This is a genomic window from Phenylobacterium sp. SCN 70-31 (assembly GCF_001724605.1).
Lineage (GTDB): Bacteria > Pseudomonadota > Alphaproteobacteria > Caulobacterales > Caulobacteraceae > Phenylobacterium.
This window is the reverse complement of the sequence record NZ_MEEX01000004.1, coordinates 363,062-384,857: the sequence shown is the minus strand read 5'-3', so window position 1 is coordinate 384,857 and position 21,796 is coordinate 363,062. Positions and strand designations below refer to the sequence as shown.

The following is a 21,796-nucleotide window of genomic DNA, read 5'->3' as shown; positions in this document are numbered from 1 at the left end:
GAAGACAGGCGCGGCGGGCTCAGCCCGGCCGCCACTCGCTGAGCACGGCGCCCTGGGCGGACTCGAACGCCACCCGGTCGAGTTGCACGGCCGCGACGCACGTCGGGCGCTGGTCGAGGCTCTCGGCCCGGCAGTGGATCACCCGCCCATCCGAGAAGGTCGCGAAGCGGCCTTCCAGCACAAGGCGATAGCCGCCGATCGGCGCCGGCGCCGGCTGGTCGCCGATCCCCCTGACCGTGAAACCGTAGGCCCGGCCGCTGCGCCGGCCGAGGCGGGATCCGCCCGGCTCGAACACCGCCGCCAGACCCATCGTCTGGGGGGACGTCTCGCTGGCCTGCCCCACCACCGGATCGACCCGGACGTCGGGGCAGCTCTCGGTGCGCAGCCACGGCCGCGTGAGCCAGAAGCCCTCGACGGCCTCCAGGTCGGCGGCGGCCTCGACCAATGCGGAATCCTTCCAGTCGGCCGGGCGGAGGCGGATATCGACGGTTCGGCGTTCGCCGCCCCACGACCAATGGGCGACACCATCGGCGGCGGGATCATCCGGCGACGAGAGGGACGGCTCACCGCAGCCGAAGGCCTGGCGGATCGTGAAGCGGCGGCCGGCCGGCGGCTGACCTTCCGCGGTCCGACCCGCCGCGTAGTCCGAGGCGGCCGCCTCCATGACCGCGAGCAGATCGCTCCGCCCCATGGCGGGGGGCGGCAACGGCACGGTCGGCGGCGCGGGGGCCTGAACCTGGGGAGCGGCGGGCGGAGCGGGTTCGGCGCGACGGTCGCATCCGGCCAGCATCAGCCCGGCCGAGGCGCACGCGGCGCCGACGACGAGATGGACCGGCGAGGGCGTCTGGAACATGAGCCACCCTAACACGCTCAATCCATTCAGGGGGTCGACGGTGTTGTGAGTTGACCTTGGCGGTAAGGGACAGTCTGCAAGGCCCATGACCTTCGATCAAATCGCGGCGCTGGTCGTGCTCGTCGGCGTCGTCGGACTGATGATCCACGGCAGGATGCGCGCGGACGTGGTGGCCCTAACCGGCGCGGCGGTTCTGCTCCTGCTGGGTGTCGTGCGCCCTGCCGAAGTCCAGGCGGCCTTCGCCAGCCCGGCGATCGTCGCCCTCGCCGGCCTCTTCGTGATCGCCTACGCGATCGAGCTTTCGGGCCTGCTCGGCCTGGTGATTCGCAAAGCCAGCGACGTCTCGGCGCGAATCGGCGCCCGGGGCATCTGGGCGGTGATCGGCTTCTGCGGCTCCGTGGGCGGCTTTCTCAACAACACGCCCGTGGTGGTGCTGGCGGCGCCGGTCATCCGTGATGTCGCCCAGTCCCTGGGCCTGTCGCCCAAGCGGTTCCTGATGCCTCTGAGCCATGTGACGGTGATGGGCGGCCTGCTGACCCTCATCGGCACCTCCACCAATCTGCTGGTCAACGACATGGCCAGCAACGCCGGTCAGCGGTCGTTCGGCCTCTTCGAGATCACGCCGGTGGGATTCTGCATCGCCGCGGTGGGGGGCGTCTGGCTGTACTTCGTGGGCGCGCGCCAGCTCGACGGCGTCGCCGCGATCGAAGAGGCCGAGGCCGCCCGTGCGGCCGAGGAGGAAGAGGCTCGGCGCCGGACGACGGGGCGGTTCCGGCTGCGGCTTCCCTTCCGCCTGCCCCGGCTGGGCGAGGCCCGCAATCAGACCGACGGCTCGGGCGACGCGCGGCTGGGCAATGTCGAGCTCTACGGGGCCGCCGACCGCCCCTTCCAGCTCAAGCCCGCGATGATCAGCCTGGGAGTGTTCGTCCTGGTGGTGGCCGCGGCGGGGTTGGGTTGGGCGCCCATATCGGCGGCGGCTTTCGCCGGCGCCGTCGCCCTCATACTGCTCAGGGTCATCTCGCCCGACGAAGCCTACGCCGGCCTGCGCCCCGAGATCCTGCTTCTGATCGCCGGGATGGTGGTGATCGGCTCGGCCATGGAGGTCTCCGGCCTGGCCACGGCCGGCGCCGAGCGGCTGATCGACGTCATCCGCCCGCTCGGCCCGCTCGGCGCGCTGATCGTCATGTACGGCGTGACGCTGTTCGCCACGGAGTTGTTGTCGAACGCCACGGTGGCGGTGCTGATGACCCCCATAGCCGTGGCGGTGGCCGAGAGCCTGGGCGTGGACCCACGCCCCTTTCTGGTGACTGTGATGATGGCCGCCTCGGCCGCCTTTGCGACGCCCTTCGGCTACCAGACCAACGTCCTCGTCTACAACATGGCCCGCTACAGCTACATGGACTTCGTCCGCGTGGGCCTGCCGCTCAACCTCATCACGTGGGCCGCCGCGATGATCGCGATCCCGGCCTTCTTCCCGTTCTGACCGCTCCTCGCCGAAGCGCGGGTGGGGCTAGAAGACGCTCCAGCGCATTCTCGAGGCCAGACGCTCCAGCGCCAGCGTGCCGACCTGCGAGTTTCCCACGTCGTTGAGGCCCGGCGACCAGACGGCGATGGCCGCCTGGTCGGGCACGATGGTCAGGATGCCGCCGCCGACGCCGCTCTTGCCGGGCAGGCCCACCTTGAAGGCGAAGTCGCCGGAGGCGTCATAGTGGCCGCAGGTCATCATGATCGCGTTGATCCGCCGGGCGTGCTCGGGGCTGACGACGCGGCGGCCGGACAGGGGGTCCAGGCCCTCCGCCGCCAGGAAGAGTCCGGCGCGCGCGAGCTGGCGGCAGGTGATCCGCAGCGCGCACTGGTTGAAGTAGGTCTGGAGCACGTCCTCGACCGGATGCTTCAGGTTGTCGAAGCCGCGCATGAAGTTGGCCAGCGCATAGTTGCGGAAGCCCGTGGCCGCCTCCGAGCGCGCCACCTCCGTGTCGATGTCGAGGTTCGGGGCGTCGGCCAACTCGCGCAGGGTGTCGCGGATATCGGCGACCGCGGCGTCGAAGCCCCGTCCGTCCAGCACCACGTCGGTCACCACGATGGCGCCCGCATTGATGAACGGGTTGCGCGGGACGCCCCGCTCGGCCTCGAGCTGGACGATGGAGTTGAAGCGCGACCCCGAAGGCTCGCGCCCCACCCGGGTCCACAACGCTTCGCCCTGGCGTTTCAGCGCCAGGGTGAGCGTGAACACCTTCGAGATGCTCTGGATCGAGAACGGCACCCAGGCGTCACCGTATTCGGCTGTGCGGCCGTCGCAGGTGACCACCGCCAGCCCGAACCGGCGGGCGTCCACCCGGGCCAGAGCGGGGATGTAGTCGGCCACGCGCCCCTCGCCCCGATGGGCTTCCATCTCCCGGCCGACCTCGGCCACCACATCGGCGAGGTCGGCGGGCATGGCGGACCTAGAAGCCGACCGAGAGGCCGAGGGTGACCCGGCTGTCGTACAGCTTGCCGAACCGGTGGCGGTTCGTGTCGTGGTAGCGCAGATCGACCCCGATGTTGTCGGTCAGGGCGTAGCCGATCCCGGCGTTCCAGGTGGTGTAGTCGCCCGGCCCGTCGAAGAGCTGGCGGCCGAGGGCGGCGCTGAGGCTCAGCTTCTCGCCGATCGAATAGCTGCCGTTGACCTCGAAGTAGGTGGCGTTGTCCACGCCGCCGTAGCTGTTGGGCGAGTACCACACCGCACCGCCCAGCGTGGCCGGGCCCAGCGGGATGCTGCCCGCGACCTTGAACTCGAAATAGTCGGAGTCCGACCCTGAAGGGGCGTCGATGTAGCCGTAGTAGTACACGCCCAGGTCCATCGAGATCGCACCGACCTGGGGCGTGAAGCCGGCGTAGAGGTCGAACTCGGCGTCGGTGCTGTCGCCGAAGTCCACGTTCGACACCCAGGCGCCGAGGTAGAAGCGGTCGTCGCCGAAATCCACGCCCCCGAAGACCTGCGGGTCCTCGTCGGTCTGGCTCACCCCGCGGAAAACGTAATCGGTCGACGCGCCCAGGTTGAAGCTGAACGCCGGCCCCTCGCCGGCGTCGGCCGCCACAGCGGGCGCGGCCACGGCGAGTCCCGCCGCTGCGGTCAGGGCGGCCAGGGGCTTTGCGAGGCGATCAATCATGCCGAATCCTTCCGTTTCGAGCGGACAATCAGCATGCCGGACACTTAACGGAACCTTGGCGGCAAGCTCAGCCGTGCAGAAGGCGTTCGACCGTGGCGCCGCGCATACAGTGGTTCGAGCTCATCGAGGCTCCGTACCCCCCGGTGTGCAGCAGGGCGATCCGGTCGCCGCCGGCCAGGGGGGGCAGAGGCGCACCCCGCGCCCAGACGTCGAGCGCCTCGTTGATGTTGCCCGCCACCGTCGTCGGCCGCCACCGGCGCGGATCGGGTTCGCGCAGCACGCAGGCCACCGGCTCGCACGGCCGTCCGTAGTGCGCCGGCTCGGGAGCCAGGTTGAAGCCGCCCGCCACGCTGGCGAAAAGGATGTCGCGCTTCACCTCGACGTCGGTCACCTCCAGCACCAGCAGACCGGCGTCCTTGACGAGGTAGTCGCCGGGCTCCACCGCCAGGGAGAGACCGCGCGCCGAGATCCGGCGGGCGATCACCGCAGCCCAACGCATGAGGTCCAGCGGGGCGTCGGCCGCCTGTTGCGGCAGGCCGAGGCCCCCACCGACGTTCACGGTCGTCACCTCGGGCGCAAGATCGAGGAACTCCAGGGCCGCCTCGACGGCCGCCTCCCAATCGCCCAGTTCGCGGTCGAGATATCCGCACCCCACGTGGAAGTGCAGCGTGGTCAGGCGCAGGCCGTGCGCCCGTGCGGCGGCCACGGCGTCCGGCCACTGCGGACGATAGACGCCGAACTTCGTCACCTCGGCGCCGGCGTAGGTGAGTTGCGCGCTGCCGCCGTAGCCCACGCCCCGCTCGGGGTTCACCCGCAGGCCGACGGCGCGGCCCGGCGCGCGGGCGCCCACCCGGCGGATCATGCTGACGCTGTCGCAGTTGATGTGCAGGTCCGGGTGCGCCAGCAGCCGGTCCAGGTCGCGGTCGGACACGCCCGTGCCGGTGAACGAGATGTTGCGGGCCGCAAAACCCGCCGCGAGCGCGCGGTCCATCTCGTCGGGCGAACAGATGTCGACGCCGCAGCGCCCCCGGCGCGCCATCGTCTCCAGCAGGGGAACGAAGCGGTTGGCCTTCATGGCGTAGTAGATGCGCGCCGGCCCGGGCAGCCCCCCCAGGGCGTCAGCCAGGCGGTCCAGGTTCTCCCCCACGCGAGGCGCGCTGTAGAGGTAGAGCGGGTCCAGGGCCTCGTCCGCCGCCGCGGCGACATCGACGCCCGCGAACATCAGCCGGCCGTCGACATAGGCGAGATCGTTCCGGGTCCACCAGAAGGCCGGATCGGCCATCCGGCGCGCGGCCTCGCTCACGCCGCGGTCTCGAGCGCCAGCCTCGCCAGGTAGGCTCGCCCCTCGGCGTCGGCGCCTTCGGCGCGGCCCGTGATCCAGCGCCGGCAGGTGAGGGCGCTGCAATGGCAGGCGAACTGTCGGAACAGCCGATCCTCGGTGGCGGCGTAGTCGATGGTCAGGAGGTCTCCCGCCGCGATGTCCTTCAGCGCCACCATCTCGAAGCTCGACATGTCGAGCCGGCAGTTGGGATCGCAGCCGTGCGACAGGTAGCCGATGTAGCGCGTGCCCGAAATATGCAGGTGCTCGTTCACCTGAAGGGTGTGCTGCTTGAGTTCGGCGCCCACGACCCCCGAGAAGCGATGCACCACATCGCCCGCGCGCCAGGCCGCAAGGCTCCGCACCCCCAGGCCATAGCCGCAGTCGGTCTCCAGGACCTCGAGCGGTTCTGCAATGTCCGTGGCCGGCCCCATGACAACCCTGAGATGATCGTTAGCCCGCGGCGCCGCGGGACGCTGAAGCTTCATCATAGGTCTTGGAGAACCGAAACAAGTTAAGATCGTCCCTTCGCGCATATGCGACCTCATCCATCATCGTGCGCACCAGATGGATGCCCAGGCCGCCCACCTTGCGGGCGTCTACGGACGCGGTGGTGTCGGGCGTGTCGGCGGCGAGGGGGTCGAACGCGACGCCGTCGTCCTCGATCTCGAGACCGATCCGCCCATCCGCCACGTCCGCGTTAACGGTCACACGACGGGCGCCGCCGTGGCCGAGGACGTTCGTCACCAGTTCGTCGATCGCGATCATGACCGCATTTACGGCCGCCGGGGGCGCGCCGGATGCCTCGAGATGCGCTTCGAGCGCCGTCATCAGGGCCGGAAAGCCCGCCTTGCCGCCCGTGAGCGTATGGGAGAATCGAGCAGCCATATCGCCCGCCTGGATCAGACCCCGCCAATCTAGACGGCTGGCGGAACAAGGCAAACGCTCCGATACTGGTTCCGAGGCGGAGGCGTGGCGTCATGCAGATCACCGAACAGACCCGGGACGGCGTTCTGGTCGTCGCGCTGGACGGGCGGCTGGATTCCAACACCTCCGGCGCGCTGGAAGCTGTGCTGCCCGCGCGGATCCAGGCTCATGAGCGCGTGGTGCTCGATCTGGCCCAGGTCCCCTATGTCAGTTCCGCCGGCCTTCGGGTGCTGCTGATCGGCGCCAAGGCGGCGCGGGCGGGCGGGCGGAAGTTCGCGCTGTCGGGCCTGACCGAATCGGTGCGCGAGGTGTTCGACATCTCGGGCTTCACCAGCATCTTCACCCTGGCGGCCGACGTCGAAGACGCCATCGTCCAGGTCGCCTGAAGGCGCGGATCAGGGGGTCTCGCGACGCGCCTCCGGGGCGTCGGCGGGCTTCGACACCTCGGCGCGGCGGAACGCGCCTTCGAGCCGGTCGGCCATCATGCGGCCGGGGAAGGCCCGGTCACCCTCCATGACGGCGGCGTACACGAGCCGCGTCCCTTCGATCGGTCCGGCCGCCCAGCCGACCCCTCGCGAGGCGTCGGCGACCGTGTTGCAGCTCGTCGCGACCGGACGGCCGTCGCGGGCCACGCGCCGCAGGAGCTCGGTCGCCTTCGACAGGGTCTCATCCTCGCACGACGGCAGTTCGCGCTCGCAGGCCGTGTGGGTGTTGTAACGATAGAGCTGGCGACCGCCGCCCGCTTCGCCGATCAGGACGCAGGTGTTGGGGTCGCCCACCGCCCGCGAAACGGCCGCGTCCAGCCGGTCTCGGTCCACGCCCGGCGGCGCCGAAGGCGAACAGGCCGCGACGGCCAGTACGGCCGCCGCGCCGAGGCCGACCGCTTCAGGCCGCCTGTTTGATCTCGTTGCCGTCGCCCAGCAGAACCACGGTCGGGGCATAGTTGCGCGCCTCCTCGGCCGGCAGCATCCCATAGGCGACCACGATCACCTTGTCGCCAGCCTGCACCAGGCGGGCCGCCGCGCCGTTGACGCCGATCACACGCGACCCGCGTGGCGCTTCGATGGCGTAGGTGGTGAAGCGTGCGCCGTTGGTGATGTTGAGCACATCCACCTGCTCGTGCGGCAGGATGCCCGAGGCGTCCAGGAGATCGAGGTCGATGGAGATCGAGCCCTCGTAGTCGAGGTCGGCCTGGGTGACCGTGGCGCGATGCAGCTTGGCCTTCATCAGGGTGAGCAACATGGGCGTCCGACGTCCTTGCGGCTTGCCGCCCCGGGTGCAGGGCGCCGCGCATATACGCTCGGGGGCGCCGGCGTTCAATGCGGCGGCGCAGCGTGATTGACGTTACGGCAAGAACAACGACCCGCGCCTTGCGATGCAAGCCCTCACGGATCGACCTCTTCAGGCGGGGCGCGACGGCAAGCCTTGCCCGCGCCGCGTTGCAGCATGGCCTTCAGCTTGCGTGCCGTCGCAGGAAGGCGGTCATTTCCTCCAGCACCGGCGCCCGCCCCCTCAGCGGCCGCGACAGGGCCAGGATGATGCGAATGTGATCGACACCGGGATAGTGGCGCTCCTCCACCGTCGCGCCGGCGTCGCGCAGCTTGGCCGCCAGGCGGCTGGTGTTGCGGGGCCAGACCATCTCGTCGTCGTCGCCGGTGGCCAAGAAGGCGGGCGGCGCGTCCGACCGGACATGGGCCGCCGGCTGAGTCGCCGGGAGATCGGGCGTCGCCCCGAAGATCCGCTCGGTGATCGGGCTCGCGATCGGCAGGAAGTCGTAGGGCCCGGCCAGCCCCGCCACGGCGCGTACGGTCGACGGATCGACTCCGGCCGCCGCCAGCCATCGGCGGTCCAGTCCCAGCATCACCGCGTTGTAGGCGCCCGCAGAATGGCCGGCCAGGACGATGCGGCCCGGGTCGCCGCCATAGGCTGCGGCGTTGTCCGCCGCCCAGCGGACCGCGAGGGCGCCGTCCTCCAGGAAGGCCGGATAGGTCACATCCGGATAGATGCGATAGTCCGCCACCACCGCCAAGAAACCCTTTGCGGCGAGGGCGCGGCCCACCCAGTTGTAGTCCTGTCGCCGGCCTGAATCCCACGAGCCGCCGTAGAAGAAGACCGCCACCGGCGCCGAGCCGCGGGCGCCGCGCGGCGCGTAGACGTCCAGCCGCTGGCGCGGATGGGGGCCATAGGCCGCCCCGCGGACGGCCACCGCCGACGGGTCCTTGGGCGACAGGGTGGCGAAGAGGCCAAGGGGGGTGCAGGCGGCGGTCATCGCGCCCAGGAGGACGGCTGGAGCGGCGGCGAGCGTCAGGCGCTTGGTCAGGGTCGGCGGCGGCATTTGGACCTGAGCTACGAAGCATGGCGGCCCCGCGCAAGCCACCGCGCCGGCCGCTGTGAATACGGCCGGGGCGATGGCCCGGACGCAGGCGCGCAGCCCGACCCTTGACGCCCGGCGCGGCGCCCGGCGGTATAAGGTGAACAGTGATAAGGAGGACGCGCAGTGGACGGAACTCAGGCGGGCGGTGGGTTTAAGGCCGAGGTGATGGGCGCGGTCGCGCCGGCCCTCCAGGGGCTGGTGGACCAGGGTGCGCTCTCGGGAATGGTCACCCTCGTGTGGCGCGGCGGCGAGGTGGTCCAGTCCCTGGCGATCGGCAAGCGCGACATCGCCGGCGACCTGCCGATGGCGCGCGACACCCTCTTCCGGATCGCCTCGATGACCAAACCGGTCACGTCGATCGCGGCCCTGATGCTGATCGAGGAGGGCAAGCTCACCCTCGACGATACGATCACCCGCTGGATGCCCGAGTTCAAGGACATGCGCGTCCTCAAGGACCCGGCCGGGTCGCTGGACGACACCGTCCCCGCGGCGCGCGACATCACGGTCGAGGACCTCTTCACCCACCGTTCGGGCCTGGCGTACGGCTTCACCTCCATGGGCCCCATCGCCCACGCGCACGAGGCCAAGCTGGGCTCGCCGCTGGTGAACTCGCTCTCGCCGGACGCCTGGCTGAAGGCGCTGGGGGAACTGCCGCTCAGCTACCAGCCGGGCGAGCGCTTCCACTACAGCCACGCCACCGACGTGCTGGGCTTCCTGGTGGCCCGGATCGAAGGCCGGCCGCTGGGCGAGGTGCTGAAGGCGCGGATCTTCGATCCGCTGGGCATGTCGGACACCAGCTTCTGGCTGGCGCCCGGGAAGCGGGACCGCCTGGCCAAGCTGTACGAGGCGAACATCGACGGCTCGCCGCTGAAGGACGTCTCGTTCCCGCAGACCGACGCCCCCTCGGCGTTCGAGGCGGGCGGCGGCGGCCTGATCTCGACCGCCGACGACTACCTGAAGTTCGCGCGGATGATGCTGGGCCGCGGCGAGGTGGACGGCGTCCGCCTGGTGAAGCCCGAGACCCTCGACCTGATGACCGCCAACCGGCTGAGCGAGACCCAGCGCGAGCACACGTTCCTGGGCATGCCGTTCTGGCTGAGCCAGGGCTTCGGCCTGGGCGTGTCGACGATCCTCGACGCCCAGAAGCACGAATGGATGGGCGCCGGCGCGGCGGGCGCCTTCGGCTGGCCCGGCGCCTTCGGCACCTGGTGGCAGGCCGATCCGGCCAACGACATGATCCTGATCTACCTGATCCAGGATTCGATGCCGCTCGGCCCCGAGGCGGTGACGGCCATGCAGGGCCAGCGGCCCACGGGGCGCATCGGCGGGCCGATGTTCCAGAAGATGGTCTACGCCGCCCTGGCTTGAGAGGCCTGGATTGACGGCGCCTCGGCGACAGGAGCGCCTTGTTCACCATGCCCGTGCGCCCCGCATTAACCTGCGAGGGCGCACGCTCGGGCGCATGGACCCGATCTCCACCGCCCGATACGGCCTGATGGCGGCCACGCGCCGCTTCGAGGCCTCGGCCGAACAGATCGCCGGCATGCGCGGCATGGACGGCCAGGGTGCGGCCGACGTCGACGTGGCCGGCGAAATCGTCAACATGGTCCAGGCCAAGCACGCCTTTTCGGCCAACCTGTCGGTGATCCGCTTCGCCCAGGACATGTGGGACTCGCTGCTGCAGCTCCAGACGAGATAGGGCGGCCAGCCGGGTCGCGAACACGGCGATCACCGGATGGCGGAACACTCGCATATCGCCGCTTCCCTTCCCGCGCCGTGGCCCGTAACTGTCACGCCCCATGGATGCCGAAGTCGACGTCGCCGCCGCACCGTTCCGCGATCCCCGCTACGCCCCGCGCCGGCTGACGGTCGAGGCGCGCGCCGGCGGCGAGTTCGTACTCTCGAACCCCACGCCCTATGACCCCACGTTCCAGACGGTCACCGCCAGCCTCGCCCATTGGGCCCAGGCGGCGCCCGACCGCGTCTGGCTGGCGGAACGCTCGGGCGAGGGCTGGCGCAAGGTCACCTACGGCGAGGCCTGGGAGCGCATAGCCGTCCTGGCCGGCGGCCTGCGGGGGCTGGGCGTCGTCGGCGACCGTCCGCTGCTGATCCTCGCCCGCAATCATATCGAGCACGCGCTCGTCGCCTATGCGGCCATGGGCCAGGGCATGCCCGTGGCCCCGGTGTCGCCGCAGTACGGCCTGGCCGGCGCCAACCTCGCGCGCCTGGCTCACGCCTGCGAGGTGCTCGATCCCGTCGCGGTGTTCACCGAGGACGCCGGCCTCTTCGCCGACGGCCTGTCGGCCGACGTCCTGGCCGGCCTGCCGGTCATCGCCGCCGCCGGCGCGCGGCCCGGCGACATCGCCGTGGACGACCTCTACCGCGGCCCGTCGACCTCGCCGACGGCGCGCCCCGAACAGCACGCCAAGTACCTGCTCACCTCGGGCTCCACGGGCCTGCCCAAGGCGGTGATCAACACGCACAGGGCCATGAGCGCCAACGCCGCCCAGATCGCCGCCTGTTTCGACGATCCCGACCCGCCGGTGATGGTGCACTCGGCGCCCTGGAGCCATAGCCTCGGCGCCAATTCGATCCTGCACTATTCCGCCCACCGCGGCGGCTCGCTCTACATCGACGCCGGCCAGCCCACCGCCGCCCGCTTCGGCGAGACGATCCGCAACCTCCGCGAGGTGGCGCCCACCTACCAGAACATGGTGCCGGCGGCCTGGATGCTGTTCGCCGAGGCGCTGGAGCGCGACGAGGCGCTGGCGCGGTCGTTCTTCTCGCGCGTGCGGTTGATGCAGTACGGGGGCGCCGCCCTGGGCCAGGCGACCGCCGACCGCATCCAGGCCGTGGCGGTCCGCACCATCGGCCAGCGGATCAGCTTCGGCTCGGGCTACGGCGCCACCGAGACCGGCCCCACGGCCAGCAACGTCCACTGGCCCAACGCCCGCATGGGCATGATCGGCCTACCCCTGCCGGGCACCTCGGTGCGGCTCGTTCCCGAGGCGGGAAAGCTGGAATTCCGCGTGAAGGGGCCGCAGGTGACCGAGGGCTATCTCGGTCGGCCCGAAGTCTCGGCGGCGGCCTTCGACGACGAGGGCTACTACCGGATCGGCGACGCGGCGAAGTTCGTCGATCCGGCCGATCCTCAGGCCGGCCTGATCTATGACGGTCGCCTGTCGGAGAACTTCAAGCTCGCCTCGGGCACCTTCGTGATGGTGGGCGAACTGCGCATCGGCGCCATCGGCGCGATCGGCGACGCCGTCACCGACGCCGTCGTCTGCGGCGAGAACCAGGATCGCGTGGGCCTGCTGCTCTATCCCAACCCGACGATGGCGCGCGCCGACATCGCGGCCGCCGTCCGGGCCGGCGTCGCCGTCCACAACGCCCGGGCCAAGGGCTCTGGCGGGCGGATCGCGCGCGCGCTCGTGCTGCCCGATCCGCCCAACGCCGGCTCGGGCGAGATCACCGACAAGGGCTACATCGCCCAGAGCCTGGCGCGCACCCTGCGCGCCGACGCGGTCGAGCGCCTCTTCGCCGACCCCGCCCCTTCAGACGTGATGGAGTTCGAATGAACGGCGCCGACGCCCTGATCGCGACCCTGCTGGCCAATGACGTCACGGCCTGCTTCGCCAATCCCGGCACCTCCGAGATGCAGTTCGTGGCGGCCCTGGACGGCGCGCCCGCCATGCGGCCGGTGCTGTGCCAGTTCGAGGGTGTCGCCACGGGCGCGGCGGACGGGTATGGCCGCATCGCCGACAGGCCGGCCTGCACGCTGCTGCACCTGGGCCCCGGCTACGGCAACGGCGTGGCCAACCTCCACAACGCCCGGCGCGCCTACACCCCCATCGTGAATGTGATCGGCGACCACGCCACCTATCACCGGCAGTACGACGCGCCGCTGAACTCCGATATCGCCACCCTGGTGGCGCCCAACTCGATCTGGGCGAAGTCCGCCGACACGCCCCAGAGCGTGGCCGCCCTGACGGCCGAAGCGGTAGCCGCCAGCTATGGCCCGCCGGGGGGCCCCGTCAGCCTGGTCCTGCCCGCCGACTCGGCCTGGTTGCCCGCCGCTGGCGAGCCGGTGATCGCCCAGCGGCCCCAGCGCCCGGCGCCGTCCGGCCAGGCGGTCGACGACGCCGCCCGCGCGCTGAAGGCCGCCAAGAAACCCGTCGTCCTGCTCGGCGGCCAGGCCTGCCGCGCCGAGGCGCTGAAGGCCGCCGCCCGGCTCAAAGCCGCCGGGATCGAGGTGTTCACCGACACCTTCGTCGCCCGCCAGCCGCGCGGCGCCGGCGGCTTCACGCCGCGCAAGATGCAGTACTTCGGCGAGATGGCCCTGGCCGAGTTGGAGGGCGTCGATCTGATGGTGCTGGTGGGTACGACCGTTCCCGTCGCCTTCTTCGCCTATCCCGACCGTCCCAGCGTCCTGGTCCCCGAGGGCTGCGCCACCTTGACGCTGACCCAGCGCAACGAGGATTCCGCCGCGGGCCTGGCCGCCCTCGCCGACGCCCTGGGCGCGCCGGCCGAAGGTCCAGTCCAGGCGTTGGCCCTGCCCGACGCCGCGCCCTCGGGCGGCCTCAACGCCTACCTCGCCGGGATCGCCATGGCCCGGCACATGCCCGAGGGCGCGATCGTCTGCGACGACGCCGTCACGTCCGGCGCAGGCGTGGCCGTCGCCACCGCGGGGGCGCGACCGCACGATCACCTGGCGCTGACCGGCGGCGCCATCGGCATCGGCCTGCCGCTCGCCATCGGGGCCGCCGTCGCCGCGCCCGACCGCAAGGTGCTCAGCCTCAACGGCGACGGCGCGGCCATGTACACGGTCCAGGCGCTGTGGACGATGGCCCGCGAGAACCTGGACATCACGGTCGTGGTCTTCGCCAACCACACCTACCGCATCCTCAACGTCGAGATGGAGCGCACCGGCGCCGGTCAGGCCGGTCCGTCGGCCCGCAAACTGCTCGACCTGGGCGAGCCGGACATCGACTGGGTGTCGCTGGCCAAGGGGCTGGGCCTCCCGGCCGTGCGCTGCGACACCGGCGAGGCCTTCGATGCGGCTTTCGCCGGCGCCATGAACCAGCGCGGCCCCATGTTCATCGAAGCGAAAGTCTAACCACCTTCCACGGGTTCGACCAGGAAGTGGCGGCCCTGCCGGTCTTCGATCTCGACGACCCAGACGTCGGGATCGATGCGCACCGCGCGCTCGATGTATCGGTCCAGGTCCGGCTCCTCGCGTGAGGCGGCGGGCTCCATCCAGACGCGCTCGCCGTCGCCGCGGGTCGCCTCGGCCAGCAGCCGCGCCTCGCCGTTCGAGCGGTTCAGCACCTTGACCAGGACGGCCCCGGCCCGCGGATCGCCCTTGCGCGCCACGACGGCGAAGCCCCCGCCCAGTTCGGCGCGGCGGATCAGGGCGCCGACCCAGATGTCGGTGGAAAGCAGCATGGGCTGGAGTTAGCGCGTCTGGCCGGCGGGAGGAATTGTTAACCCCGCTCATAAAGCCGAACGAAAGGACACGTCTCTAAGCCGGACCTTCAGACGGCCACCCAAGGCCGCACAAGGTGGTGGACGCATGACGAGCCCGCGCAGAAGCGCGCGCCCAGCGTCTCGGTGGATGGGGTTGGCCTTCGTCTGCGCCGCGATCGCGGCGCCGGAGGCTGCGCGGGCGCAGCCCGCGGACCTGTTCTTCGAGCGTATGGTGATGAGCGCGGTCGACGACCGCTGCAACCTGTTCACGCCCGGCGTGTCGGCGGCCCTGGCCGCAGGCGCGGCCCAGGCGCGGGGCGCGGCCCTGCGCGCCGGCTCCGACACCCGCACCCTCGACGCCGTCGCCCGGGACGCCCGCAGCCGGGCGGCCCGGTTCGCCTGCGACGGCGCGCCGGTCACCAGCGCGGCCGCCCGCGTCGAGGACGCCTTTTCAGCCTATCAGCGCGTCACGCGGATGACCTACCGCGGAGATGTCTCGGCCTGGCAGGCTGATCGTGGGGTGGGTCGCACGGCCCGCTGGCGACTGGCCCAGAGCGCCGACTTCGGCTCGAATCGCATGGTGTTCGGCCTGGCCGGACGCGAAGGCGCCAGCGCCCTGGTGGCGGTCGCCAACTTCGCCGACAAGCGTACGCCGTACGCCGCCCGACTGGTGATGCGCGACGGCGGCAGGACGTTCGGGCCGTACCTGCCGGGCGCGACGAACCAGCCGCTGGCCCGCAAGCTGCCGCCGCGGTCGTCCACGCGCGCCTACATGGCCGAGGCCCGCGCGGGCGCAGAGACCGAGCTTCTGCCCAAGGGCGCCGCCAGCGGCTGGGCGTTCCGCTTCCCGGCCGCCGCCGCCCAGGCTCTGGCCGAACTGGACCCGAGAGAAGCGATCGCGGTCGAATTCCTCTTCCCCGGCGACCGCGTTCGGACGGCCTATGTCGAAGTGGGCGATTTCGCCGCCGGCCGCGCCTTCCTCCAGGTCGCGGCGCGGTAGGACGCAACGGCTCCGCGCGCGCGCCCGCCGCCGCGGGGATCCGGCCACGAACCCGCACGAAGAACACGGACGTGTGGGCCATCCCCGAACCTCCGCGCGAGCGGAGGCTCCGTCATGCAACCACGGTAAACACAGAACGACACGGAATCGCAGCTTCGCCTTCCGTGTCCTTCTGTGTTTTCCGTGGTTCCTTTAAGTTGGCAGACGCCGCTTCGCGGCCTCGCAGGACCGGACGCGAGCGCCCGCCGCCGTCCGTTCGTGTTTTTCGTGCGGGTTCGTGGCCAGATAGCGCTTCGGCGCTTAGCCCTGGCGGCGCAGAGGCTCCGCCTCGGTCGTGGCGCCCAGGACCGGAAGACGGACAGTGAAGGTGGCGCCTTCGCCGACCGCGCTCTCCACGCTCATCTCGCCGCCGTGCAGGCGGGCGAACGCGCGGACCAGCGACAAGCCCAGCCCCGAGCCCGCGGCGCGCTGATCGGCGTCCCCGGCTTGCTCGAAGGGACGGCCAAGACGGGCCAGATCGTTCTGGGCGATTCCCACGCCGGTGTCGGCCACGATCAGCTCAAGCACGTCGCCGCGGCCCTGGACCGTGACCGTCACCGAGCCGCCGCTGGGCGTGAACTTCAGGGCGTTCGAGATCAGGTTCATGGCGATCTGCTTCACCGCACGCCGGTCGGCGTCGGCGTGGAGCGGAGTGATGGGTAGGACGCCACGCAGGTTCACGCCCGCCCGATCGGCCTGCCCCCGCATGAGGCGCAGCACGGCCGAGACGGCGTCCCGGGCGTCGAAGGACTCGATGGCCAGTTCGAAACGCTCGGCCTCGATCTTCGACATGTCGAGCACGTCGTTGATCAGTTCCAGCAGGTGCGCGCCGCTCTCGTGGATCAGCTCGGCGTACTCGGCGTAGCGGTCGCCTAGCGGGCCGAACAGGCGCTGCCGCATGATGTCGGAGAAGCCCATGATGGCGTTCAGCGGCGTGCGGAGCTCGTGGCTCATGTTGGCCAGGAAGCGCGACTTGCCGGCGTTCTGCTGCTCGGCGGTCACGCGCTCGGCCTCCAGCCGGCGCTCGCGGGCGAGCTGGCCGCTGGCGTCGCGCACCGCCGCCACGATGCGGCCCGAGAGCGTGGCGCGAAGCGTGATCTCCAGCCAGCCATCGGGATCGCCGGGCGGCGCGACGTAGAGGCTGGCGTCGCCGGCCTGGGCGGCGGTGTGCAGCGCGCTGGCCAGGAGGGGCAGCTCCGCTTCCGCCACCATGTGACCCAGGCTGCGTCCCTCCATCTGACGGGGCGCGAAACCTGCGACGACGGCGCCCGCGGCCGAGAGGATTCGACCGTTGCGATCCAGCACCGAGAGGAACAGCGGCTGGCCTTCGATCAGCTCCAGGATCTGTTCGGCCCGTGCGCGGCGCGCCTCGTCGCGACGTCCCGCGCCCTGACGCGCCACCAGCCCGGCCGAGAACCCGAGCGTGATGGTGGCCAGCGCCAGGAGGCTGAGCCACGGAGCCGCCGCCGGGTTGGCCGACGGCAAGGTGAGCAGCGTGGAGTCGAACGCCGAGACCGCCGTCGCCGCGAGAGCCGCCGCCGCGCCCAGGGCGATCAGGTCGCGGCTGCGAAAGGCCGTGGCGGCGGCGGCCGGCGCCAGGCACCAGGCCGCCAAGGGTCCTGCGATTCCGCCGGTAAGGTGGCAAGCGCCCGCCCCGGCGAACCCCCATGCGAGCACGGCCGCAGCCTGGCCGCGGCCCCCGAAGGCGCACAGCCCCGCGCCGGCCAACGCGCCCACGCCGCCGACGCCGAGCGCCAGGATCGCCGGGTCGCCGGGGGACAGCCCCGCCAGCAGCAGGCCGGCGGCGGCCGCCGCGACCACGGCCAGCCAGACGCCGTGCCAGACGGCGCCGAACGCCGCGTCCCTGCGGCGGCGCGCCATCTCGGATCTCGCTCCGGCCCCGGCCATTTCGATCTCTCAGAAACCCCCGTCAGGTCCGCCGGCCGATCCTAGCGGCGACGGCGGATTCGCGCGAGCGGACGACCCCGCCACGCCAGCGGGCGATCGCCCGAAAGACTTTCGTAAGCGGCATGCGCCACCTTGCGGCTCCCAGCTGACCGGGCGTATCGCCGTTGCATGGCTCAAGAAGCCGACCTTCCTTCCGGCGCGAGGACACGCGCACGCGCACGCCTCGAGGCGGCGATGGACGAGCGGAAACGTTCGTTCCTGCGCATGGTCAGCCATGAACTGCGCACGCCGCTGAACTCCATTCTGGGCTTTTCCGAGATTCTCACCTCGGAACTCTATGGCCCCCTGGGAGCGTCCCAGTACAAGGAATATGCCGAGATCATCCACGGCAGCGGCCAGAAGCTGTTGAAACTTGTGAATCAGGTGCTGGAGATCGCCCGCCTCGAAGGCGGAGCCATCGAGTTCGATCCCGCGCCCGAGTCACTGGAAAGCGCCCTGGACGACGTCCTGGCCAATCTGAAGCCCGAACTCGCATCCCGCGGCGTCACGGTCTCGGTGACGGACCAGGAGGCTCTGCCTCATGTGATGGCCGACCATCGCGGTCTGCGCACGCTCCTGATGCAGCTTCTGCACAACGCCATCGTCTTTTCGCCGGACGGCGGCGACGTGACGGTCGCCGCCGTCCGGGCCGGCGACACGGTCGAAATTACGATCCGCGACCAGGGCGAGGGCGTCGACGCCGCCGAACTGAACCGGCTGATGGCGCCCTTCGAACAGGGCGAAAACGCCCTCACGCGAAAAAGCGAAGGCGCCGGCCTGGGCCTGCCCATCGCCGAATTGACCTGCATCGCCATGGGCGGACGGCTGAGCCTCGCCTCGGTCGCGGGCGAAGGCCTCACCGCGACGGCGCGGCTGCCGGCTGCGGACTGACGACGGTTGCGCATGCAGACGCCCGCCCTTAAGTCGCGCGGGCCATGGCCGCCATCGACGACGCCTTCACCGAACTTCGCGACGAGTTCGACCTCCTGGGCGACTGGGAAGAGCGCTATCGCTATGTGATCGACATGGGCCGCGACCTGGCCCCGCTCAGCGACGCCGAGCGCAACGACGCCAACAAGGTGCGCGGATGCGCGAGCCAGGTCTGGCTGGTCACCGAAACTCAGGACGACGGAACGCTGAGATTCCGCGGCGATTCCGACGCTCACATCGTGCGCGGCCTGATCGCCGTCCTGCTGCGGCTCTATTCCGGCCGGCCCGCCGCCGAGATCCTCGACTTCGACGTGAAGGGGGCGATCGACGGACTTGGGCTCTCGGGCGCGCTGTCGTCGCAGCGGTCGAACGGCCTGGCCTCGATGGTGGCCCGTATCCGGCGCGACGCGGAACTGGCGAAGGCCTGAGCCGTCCGCCGGCTCACCCCAGGCCTTCGACCAGGATAATCCGATAGTCGCCGCCCTTGAGGCGGTGCTGTTTGGCCTCCTGATAGGCGGGGCTGTCGTACCAGGCCTTCGCCGCAGCCTTGTCGGGAAATTCGATCAGGACCACGCCCTCGGCCGCATCGCCTTCCAGCACTTCCACGGGACCGTAGAAGGCCAGGGGCTTGATCGGATGATCTCCGCGGGCCGCCGCCGCCTTCTGGCTGTAGGTCTTGAGTTCGTCGGCGTCGACGGTCCTGTTCTTGATGAAGATGACGTAGGCGGGCATCGCGGCGCTCTCCTCGGATTGGCTTCGGCAAGCTCGCCGCCCTCACGCGACGTCCGCCAAGCGGCAAACGCCATCGTCTACGGTGTCGCGCCCGACGCAAAGGGCCCGCGGCTTACGCCGCGGGCCCTCGTCAACCTCCGGAACGGGGTCCGGTCAGGTGTTCGTCGGCAGCTTGCAGGTGCCCGCGAAGGCGCAGCCGATGGCGCCGATCGCCGAGACGGACGGCGCGCTCTGATACTCGATCACGTAGCCCTTCAGCTTGTCGGCGCAGGCGACTTCCACATAGGTCGTGCCCTTGTCCGTCTTGCCGACGACCCGGTAGTCCGAGACCTCGCACGAGTTGAAGTTGAACTTCTTGAGGTCCGCCGTGAGGTTCTGCAGGCCCTTGTCCGTGCCCATGGAGCACTTGTAGCCGGCGACCGGCGCGCGGCCGCAGTCCACCACCTGGCTCTTCTGCCCGGCCTTCGACATCAGGATCGCGCCGGAGCCGTCCTTGCAGACCAGCTCGGCCACTTCCTCGCCGGGCTTCGCCGGGAACAGGGCGTACTTGTCGACGTCGCACTTGGCGCCCGCGCTGGCGACCAGCCGCGTGTAGAGCGAGGCCTGCTCGGTCTGCGCCTGGCGGGCGTCGGTGAGGGTGCAGCCGCCCAGGATCTGGGTCGCCTTCGCGCACTCGATCGTCTCGTCCAGCGCCCCCGTCGTGGCGACCTTGTAGATGTAGCCTTTGCCGTCCTCGCAGGCGGCTTCATAGTAGGTGGAGTTGTCGCGGGCCATGCCGACAAAGCGCTTGCCCTTCGCGACGCAGCCGTTGGCGGCCTGGGCGACATACTTGTCGATGACCGCGAGGCGCGTGGCCTTGTCGGTCAGGGTGCATTTGATGTTGGACTCGGCCTCGTCGTACAGCAGGCAGCTCTGGGCCTGGGCCGGCTTCCCGCCGTCGAACGGCGCGCTGGCCACGACGATGTATCCCGAGCCGCCCTGGCAGGCGACTTCCACATAGGTGTTGGTCTTGGTCTGGCCGATGCCGCGCGCCTGTTCGGGCAGGCATTCCACGCCCGCCGTCTTCAGCAGGGGCTGCAGCGCGAGCTTCGGATCGGCGTTGCCGGGCAGCAGGCACGGCGCGGAGGGGGCCTGGCCGGGCGCCGGGGGCGTGTTCGCCTCGACGCAGCTGAAGACCCCCACCTCGCCCTCGGCCGGCTTCTGGAGCACATAGCCCATCGAGCCGGGCGCGCAGGCCACTTCGAAGTAGGACGTCTTCGCCTTCTTGTCCTCGCCGATCAGGCGGGCGTCGGACACCTCGCAGGTCAGGCCTGCCGCCTGCACCACGGCCGGAGCCTGGGCCATGCCGGTCTTGCGGGCCGCTTCGGGAATACTCGCGGGCTTCTTGCCCTGCGACACGGCGGCGGCGGGGACCAACAACGCGGCCGCCATCGCCATCGCAAGCCCGACTGCTTTGGGCGTCTTCACCTTTGCTCTCTCCTGGATCGTGACCCTTGGGGTCCGGGGGGTTGGGGCGCACATAAGCGCCGCGACGTCGCGGCGGTCAAGATGAACGGCGAACCCGGCCGAAGTGTGACGTTATTCCAACGGCTTAGGTTGCTGGACTCCTCAGGTCCGCCGCACCTTCAGGCTGGCGCCCTCCACACCCACGATCTCCACATGGGCGCCGGCCTCCAGTGCGTCGTCGTCAGCGACCTCGGCCGACCATTCCTTGCCGTCCACGAAGACCCGGCCTGAACCGCCCTTGAAGGCCTGGACCACATCCCCACGGCGGCCGATCAGGCGACCGATGTTGTCGTTGATGTCGCCGTCCGACGACGCCATCACCCGGCGCGGCAAGTAGCGGCGCGCCAGCAGGGCCGAAGTCATGGTCAGCACCGCGAAGACCAGCACGGCCGTGGGGACCGAGATGTCCACCAGGCCCACGACGGCGCCCGTCACCGCAGCGGACGCCGAGGCCCACAACAGCCAGCCCGTTCCCGTGCCGACCTCGACCGCCAGGATCGCCGCCGCCAGGCCGGCCCACACCCAGAACGGCTGAGCCGCGTAGAGATCGGTCAGGACGCCCATTCCGATCAGGCTCCGGTCGTGGGCACGGCGCCCCGCCCCCGGGTCTGCGGCCGGGACGGCGGGGGGCTATCGGCGTTGATGGTCTTCACCAGTTCCCCGATCCCGCCGATGGTTCCCACCAGGGCGCCCATCTCGGCCGGCACGATGACCGTCTTCTGCTGCGGACTCCGGGCGAGCTGGGCGAACGCCTCGACGTACTTCTGCGCGACGAAGTAGTTGATGGCGTTCACGTCGCCGGCGGCGATGGCGTTGGAGACCATCTCGGTCGCCTTGGCCTCGGCCTCGGCCTCGCGCTCGCGGGCCTCGGCGTCGCGGAAGGCGGCTTCGCGGCGGCCCTCGGCCTCCAGGATCGCCGCCTGCTTGGCCCCCTCGGCCCGGGCGATGGCGGCGGCGCGCTCGCCGTCCGCCTCGGTGATCACCGCCCGCCGCTCGCGCTCCGCCTTCATCTGACGCGCCATGGCGTTGGTGATGTCCGGCGGCGGCTGGAGGTCCTTGATCTCGATGCGGGCCGCCTTGACGCCCCAGGGGCTGGTGGCCTCGTCGATGACGTTCAGCAGACGCGTGTTGATGGCGTCGCGCTGCGACAGCACCTCGTCCAGTTCCATCGAGCCGACCACGGTCCGCAGATTGGTCATGGCGAGCTGGGCGATGGCGTAGTTCAGGTTGTCCACGCGATAAGCCGCGGCCGCGGCGTCCATCACCTGGATGAAGACGATACCGTCCACCTGGACCACGGCGTTGTCCTTGGTGATCACTTCCTGCCGCGGAACGTCCAGCACCTGCTCCATCATGTTCACGCGGCGGCCGACGCCTTCCACGAACGGTGTCAGGAAGCTGATGCCGGGCTTCAGCGTGCGCGTGTAGCGGCCGAACCGCTCCACGGTGAACTCGCGCCCCTGGGGCACGATCTTGATGGCGCCGAACGCCACGAATGCGGCCAGCACCAGGAAAATGCCGGCGATCGTCAAACCCATTTCGTCCCTCCCGCCTC

The 21,796-nt window shown here is 70.6% G+C and carries 24 protein-coding genes; 9 read left to right on the top strand and 15 right to left on the bottom strand.

Going from position 1 to position 21,796, the window contains the following annotated elements:
* Positions 1 to 19: 19 nt before the first annotated feature.
* Complete coding sequence (locus tag ABS78_RS04230; protein ID WP_293375331.1) at positions 20 to 853, bottom strand: hypothetical protein; 834 nt, start codon at positions 851 to 853, stop codon at positions 20 to 22.
* A gap of 85 nt (positions 854 to 938) precedes the next feature.
* Between ABS78_RS04230 and ABS78_RS04225 the strand changes: the two genes are divergently transcribed.
* Positions 939 to 2,336: an SLC13 family permease gene (locus tag ABS78_RS04225; protein WP_293375329.1), complete on the top strand. Its 1,398-nt coding sequence runs from the start codon at positions 939 to 941 to the stop codon at positions 2,334 to 2,336.
* Between the two features lie 27 nt (positions 2,337 to 2,363).
* Here ABS78_RS04225 and ABS78_RS04220 read toward each other — a convergent pair whose 3' ends face one another.
* The 5 genes from ABS78_RS04220 to ABS78_RS04200 form a co-directional block, all read right to left on the bottom strand.
* Positions 2,364 to 3,290: a glutaminase gene (locus tag ABS78_RS04220; protein ID WP_293375327.1), complete on the bottom strand. Its 927-nt coding sequence runs from the start codon at positions 3,288 to 3,290 to the stop codon at positions 2,364 to 2,366.
* A gap of 7 nt (positions 3,291 to 3,297) precedes the next feature.
* Positions 3,298 to 4,002, bottom strand: a complete 705-nt coding sequence (locus ABS78_RS04215; RefSeq protein WP_293375325.1) for a TorF family putative porin — start codon at positions 4,000 to 4,002, stop codon at positions 3,298 to 3,300.
* A 67-nt stretch (positions 4,003 to 4,069) separates the two neighbouring features.
* Entirely contained in the window at positions 4,070 to 5,305 is a 1,236-nt protein-coding gene (locus tag ABS78_RS04210; RefSeq protein WP_293375323.1) for a diaminopimelate decarboxylase, read from the bottom strand.
* On the bottom strand, positions 5,302 to 5,754 hold the full coding sequence (locus tag ABS78_RS04205) for an SET domain-containing protein-lysine N-methyltransferase (RefSeq protein ID WP_293375321.1): 453 nt from the start codon (positions 5,752 to 5,754) through the stop codon (positions 5,302 to 5,304). Before ABS78_RS04205 ends, ABS78_RS04210 begins: the two co-directional genes overlap by 4 nt.
* Positions 5,755 to 5,773: 19 nt before the next feature.
* A complete protein-coding gene (locus tag ABS78_RS04200; RefSeq protein WP_293375319.1) occupies positions 5,774 to 6,151 on the bottom strand; it encodes an ATP-binding protein in 378 nt (125 codons plus the stop codon).
* A gap of 149 nt (positions 6,152 to 6,300) precedes the next feature.
* Between ABS78_RS04200 and ABS78_RS04195 the strand changes: the two genes are divergently transcribed.
* Positions 6,301 to 6,633, top strand: a complete 333-nt coding sequence (locus tag ABS78_RS04195) for an STAS domain-containing protein (RefSeq protein ID WP_293375317.1) — start codon at positions 6,301 to 6,303, stop codon at positions 6,631 to 6,633.
* Positions 6,634 to 6,642: 9 nt separating this feature from the next.
* Here ABS78_RS04195 and ABS78_RS04190 read toward each other — a convergent pair whose 3' ends face one another.
* From ABS78_RS04190 to ABS78_RS04180, 3 genes are all read right to left on the bottom strand, one after another.
* Positions 6,643 to 7,065 carry a hypothetical protein gene (locus ABS78_RS04190; RefSeq protein ID WP_293375316.1) on the bottom strand — a complete coding sequence of 141 codons (423 nt, stop codon included), beginning with the start codon at positions 7,063 to 7,065 and terminating at the stop codon, positions 6,643 to 6,645.
* Positions 7,066 to 7,132: 67 nt separating this feature from the next.
* Complete coding sequence (gene panD / locus ABS78_RS04185) at positions 7,133 to 7,489, bottom strand: aspartate 1-decarboxylase (RefSeq protein ID WP_293375314.1); 357 nt, start codon at positions 7,487 to 7,489, stop codon at positions 7,133 to 7,135.
* A 211-nt stretch (positions 7,490 to 7,700) separates the two neighbouring features.
* The gene (locus tag ABS78_RS04180) at positions 7,701 to 8,582 is read right to left on the bottom strand and encodes an alpha/beta hydrolase (RefSeq protein WP_293375312.1); all 882 of its coding nucleotides are present in this window, start codon (positions 8,580 to 8,582) and stop codon (positions 7,701 to 7,703) included.
* A gap of 162 nt (positions 8,583 to 8,744) precedes the next feature.
* Here ABS78_RS04180 and ABS78_RS04175 point away from each other — a divergent pair, with 162 nt between their 5' ends.
* The 4 genes from ABS78_RS04175 to ABS78_RS04160 all read left to right on the top strand — a co-directional run bounded on the left by ABS78_RS04175 (position 8,745) and on the right by ABS78_RS04160 (position 13,737).
* Positions 8,745 to 9,989 (top strand): serine hydrolase domain-containing protein, encoded by a 1,245-nt coding sequence (locus ABS78_RS04175; protein ID WP_293375310.1) that lies wholly within the window; start codon positions 8,745 to 8,747, stop codon positions 9,987 to 9,989.
* 94 nt (positions 9,990 to 10,083) lie between these two features.
* Positions 10,084 to 10,320, top strand: coding sequence for a flagellar basal body rod C-terminal domain-containing protein (locus tag ABS78_RS04170; RefSeq protein ID WP_293375308.1), 237 nt, complete (start codon positions 10,084 to 10,086; stop codon positions 10,318 to 10,320).
* Between the two features lie 100 nt (positions 10,321 to 10,420).
* On the top strand, positions 10,421 to 12,199 hold the full coding sequence (locus tag ABS78_RS04165) for a feruloyl-CoA synthase (RefSeq protein ID WP_293375306.1): 1,779 nt from the start codon (positions 10,421 to 10,423) through the stop codon (positions 12,197 to 12,199).
* Entirely contained in the window at positions 12,196 to 13,737 is a 1,542-nt protein-coding gene (locus ABS78_RS04160; protein WP_293375304.1) for an acetolactate synthase large subunit, read from the top strand. Before ABS78_RS04165 ends, ABS78_RS04160 begins: the two co-directional genes overlap by 4 nt.
* Here ABS78_RS04160 and ABS78_RS04155 read toward each other — a convergent pair.
* Positions 13,734 to 14,066, bottom strand: coding sequence for a DUF1491 family protein (locus tag ABS78_RS04155; RefSeq protein WP_293375302.1), 333 nt, complete (start codon positions 14,064 to 14,066; stop codon positions 13,734 to 13,736). The genes ABS78_RS04160 and ABS78_RS04155 overlap by 4 nt on opposite strands.
* A gap of 169 nt (positions 14,067 to 14,235) precedes the next feature.
* Between ABS78_RS04155 and ABS78_RS04150 the strand changes: the two genes are divergently transcribed.
* Positions 14,236 to 15,087 (top strand): hypothetical protein, encoded by an 852-nt coding sequence (locus ABS78_RS04150; RefSeq protein WP_293375300.1) that lies wholly within the window; start codon positions 14,236 to 14,238, stop codon positions 15,085 to 15,087.
* 300 nt (positions 15,088 to 15,387) lie between these two features.
* Here the strand turns inward: ABS78_RS04150 and ABS78_RS04145 are convergent, their stop codons facing one another.
* Positions 15,388 to 17,007 (bottom strand): HAMP domain-containing sensor histidine kinase, encoded by a 1,620-nt coding sequence (locus tag ABS78_RS04145; protein WP_293375298.1) that lies wholly within the window; start codon positions 17,005 to 17,007, stop codon positions 15,388 to 15,390.
* 261 nt (positions 17,008 to 17,268) lie between these two features.
* Here ABS78_RS04145 and ABS78_RS04140 point away from each other — a divergent pair, with 261 nt between their 5' ends.
* Positions 17,269 to 17,964 (top strand): HAMP domain-containing sensor histidine kinase, encoded by a 696-nt coding sequence (locus ABS78_RS04140; protein ID WP_293375296.1) that lies wholly within the window; start codon positions 17,269 to 17,271, stop codon positions 17,962 to 17,964.
* 44 nt (positions 17,965 to 18,008) lie between these two features.
* The gene (locus ABS78_RS04135) at positions 18,009 to 18,431 is read left to right on the top strand and encodes a SufE family protein (protein ID WP_293375294.1); all 423 of its coding nucleotides are present in this window, start codon (positions 18,009 to 18,011) and stop codon (positions 18,429 to 18,431) included.
* 13 nt (positions 18,432 to 18,444) lie between these two features.
* Here ABS78_RS04135 and ABS78_RS04130 read toward each other — a convergent pair whose 3' ends face one another.
* The 4 genes from ABS78_RS04130 to ABS78_RS04115 form a co-directional block, all read right to left on the bottom strand.
* Positions 18,445 to 18,735, bottom strand: a complete 291-nt coding sequence (locus ABS78_RS04130; protein WP_293375275.1) for a DUF1330 domain-containing protein — start codon at positions 18,733 to 18,735, stop codon at positions 18,445 to 18,447.
* 153 nt (positions 18,736 to 18,888) lie between these two features.
* Positions 18,889 to 20,202: a hypothetical protein gene (locus tag ABS78_RS04125; protein WP_293375272.1), complete on the bottom strand. Its 1,314-nt coding sequence runs from the start codon at positions 20,200 to 20,202 to the stop codon at positions 18,889 to 18,891.
* A 141-nt stretch (positions 20,203 to 20,343) separates the two neighbouring features.
* Complete coding sequence (locus tag ABS78_RS04120) at positions 20,344 to 20,805, bottom strand: NfeD family protein (protein ID WP_293375269.1); 462 nt, start codon at positions 20,803 to 20,805, stop codon at positions 20,344 to 20,346.
* A gap of 5 nt (positions 20,806 to 20,810) precedes the next feature.
* On the bottom strand, positions 20,811 to 21,779 hold the full coding sequence (locus ABS78_RS04115) for an SPFH domain-containing protein (RefSeq protein WP_293375266.1): 969 nt from the start codon (positions 21,777 to 21,779) through the stop codon (positions 20,811 to 20,813).
* Positions 21,780 to 21,796 lie beyond the last annotated feature (17 nt).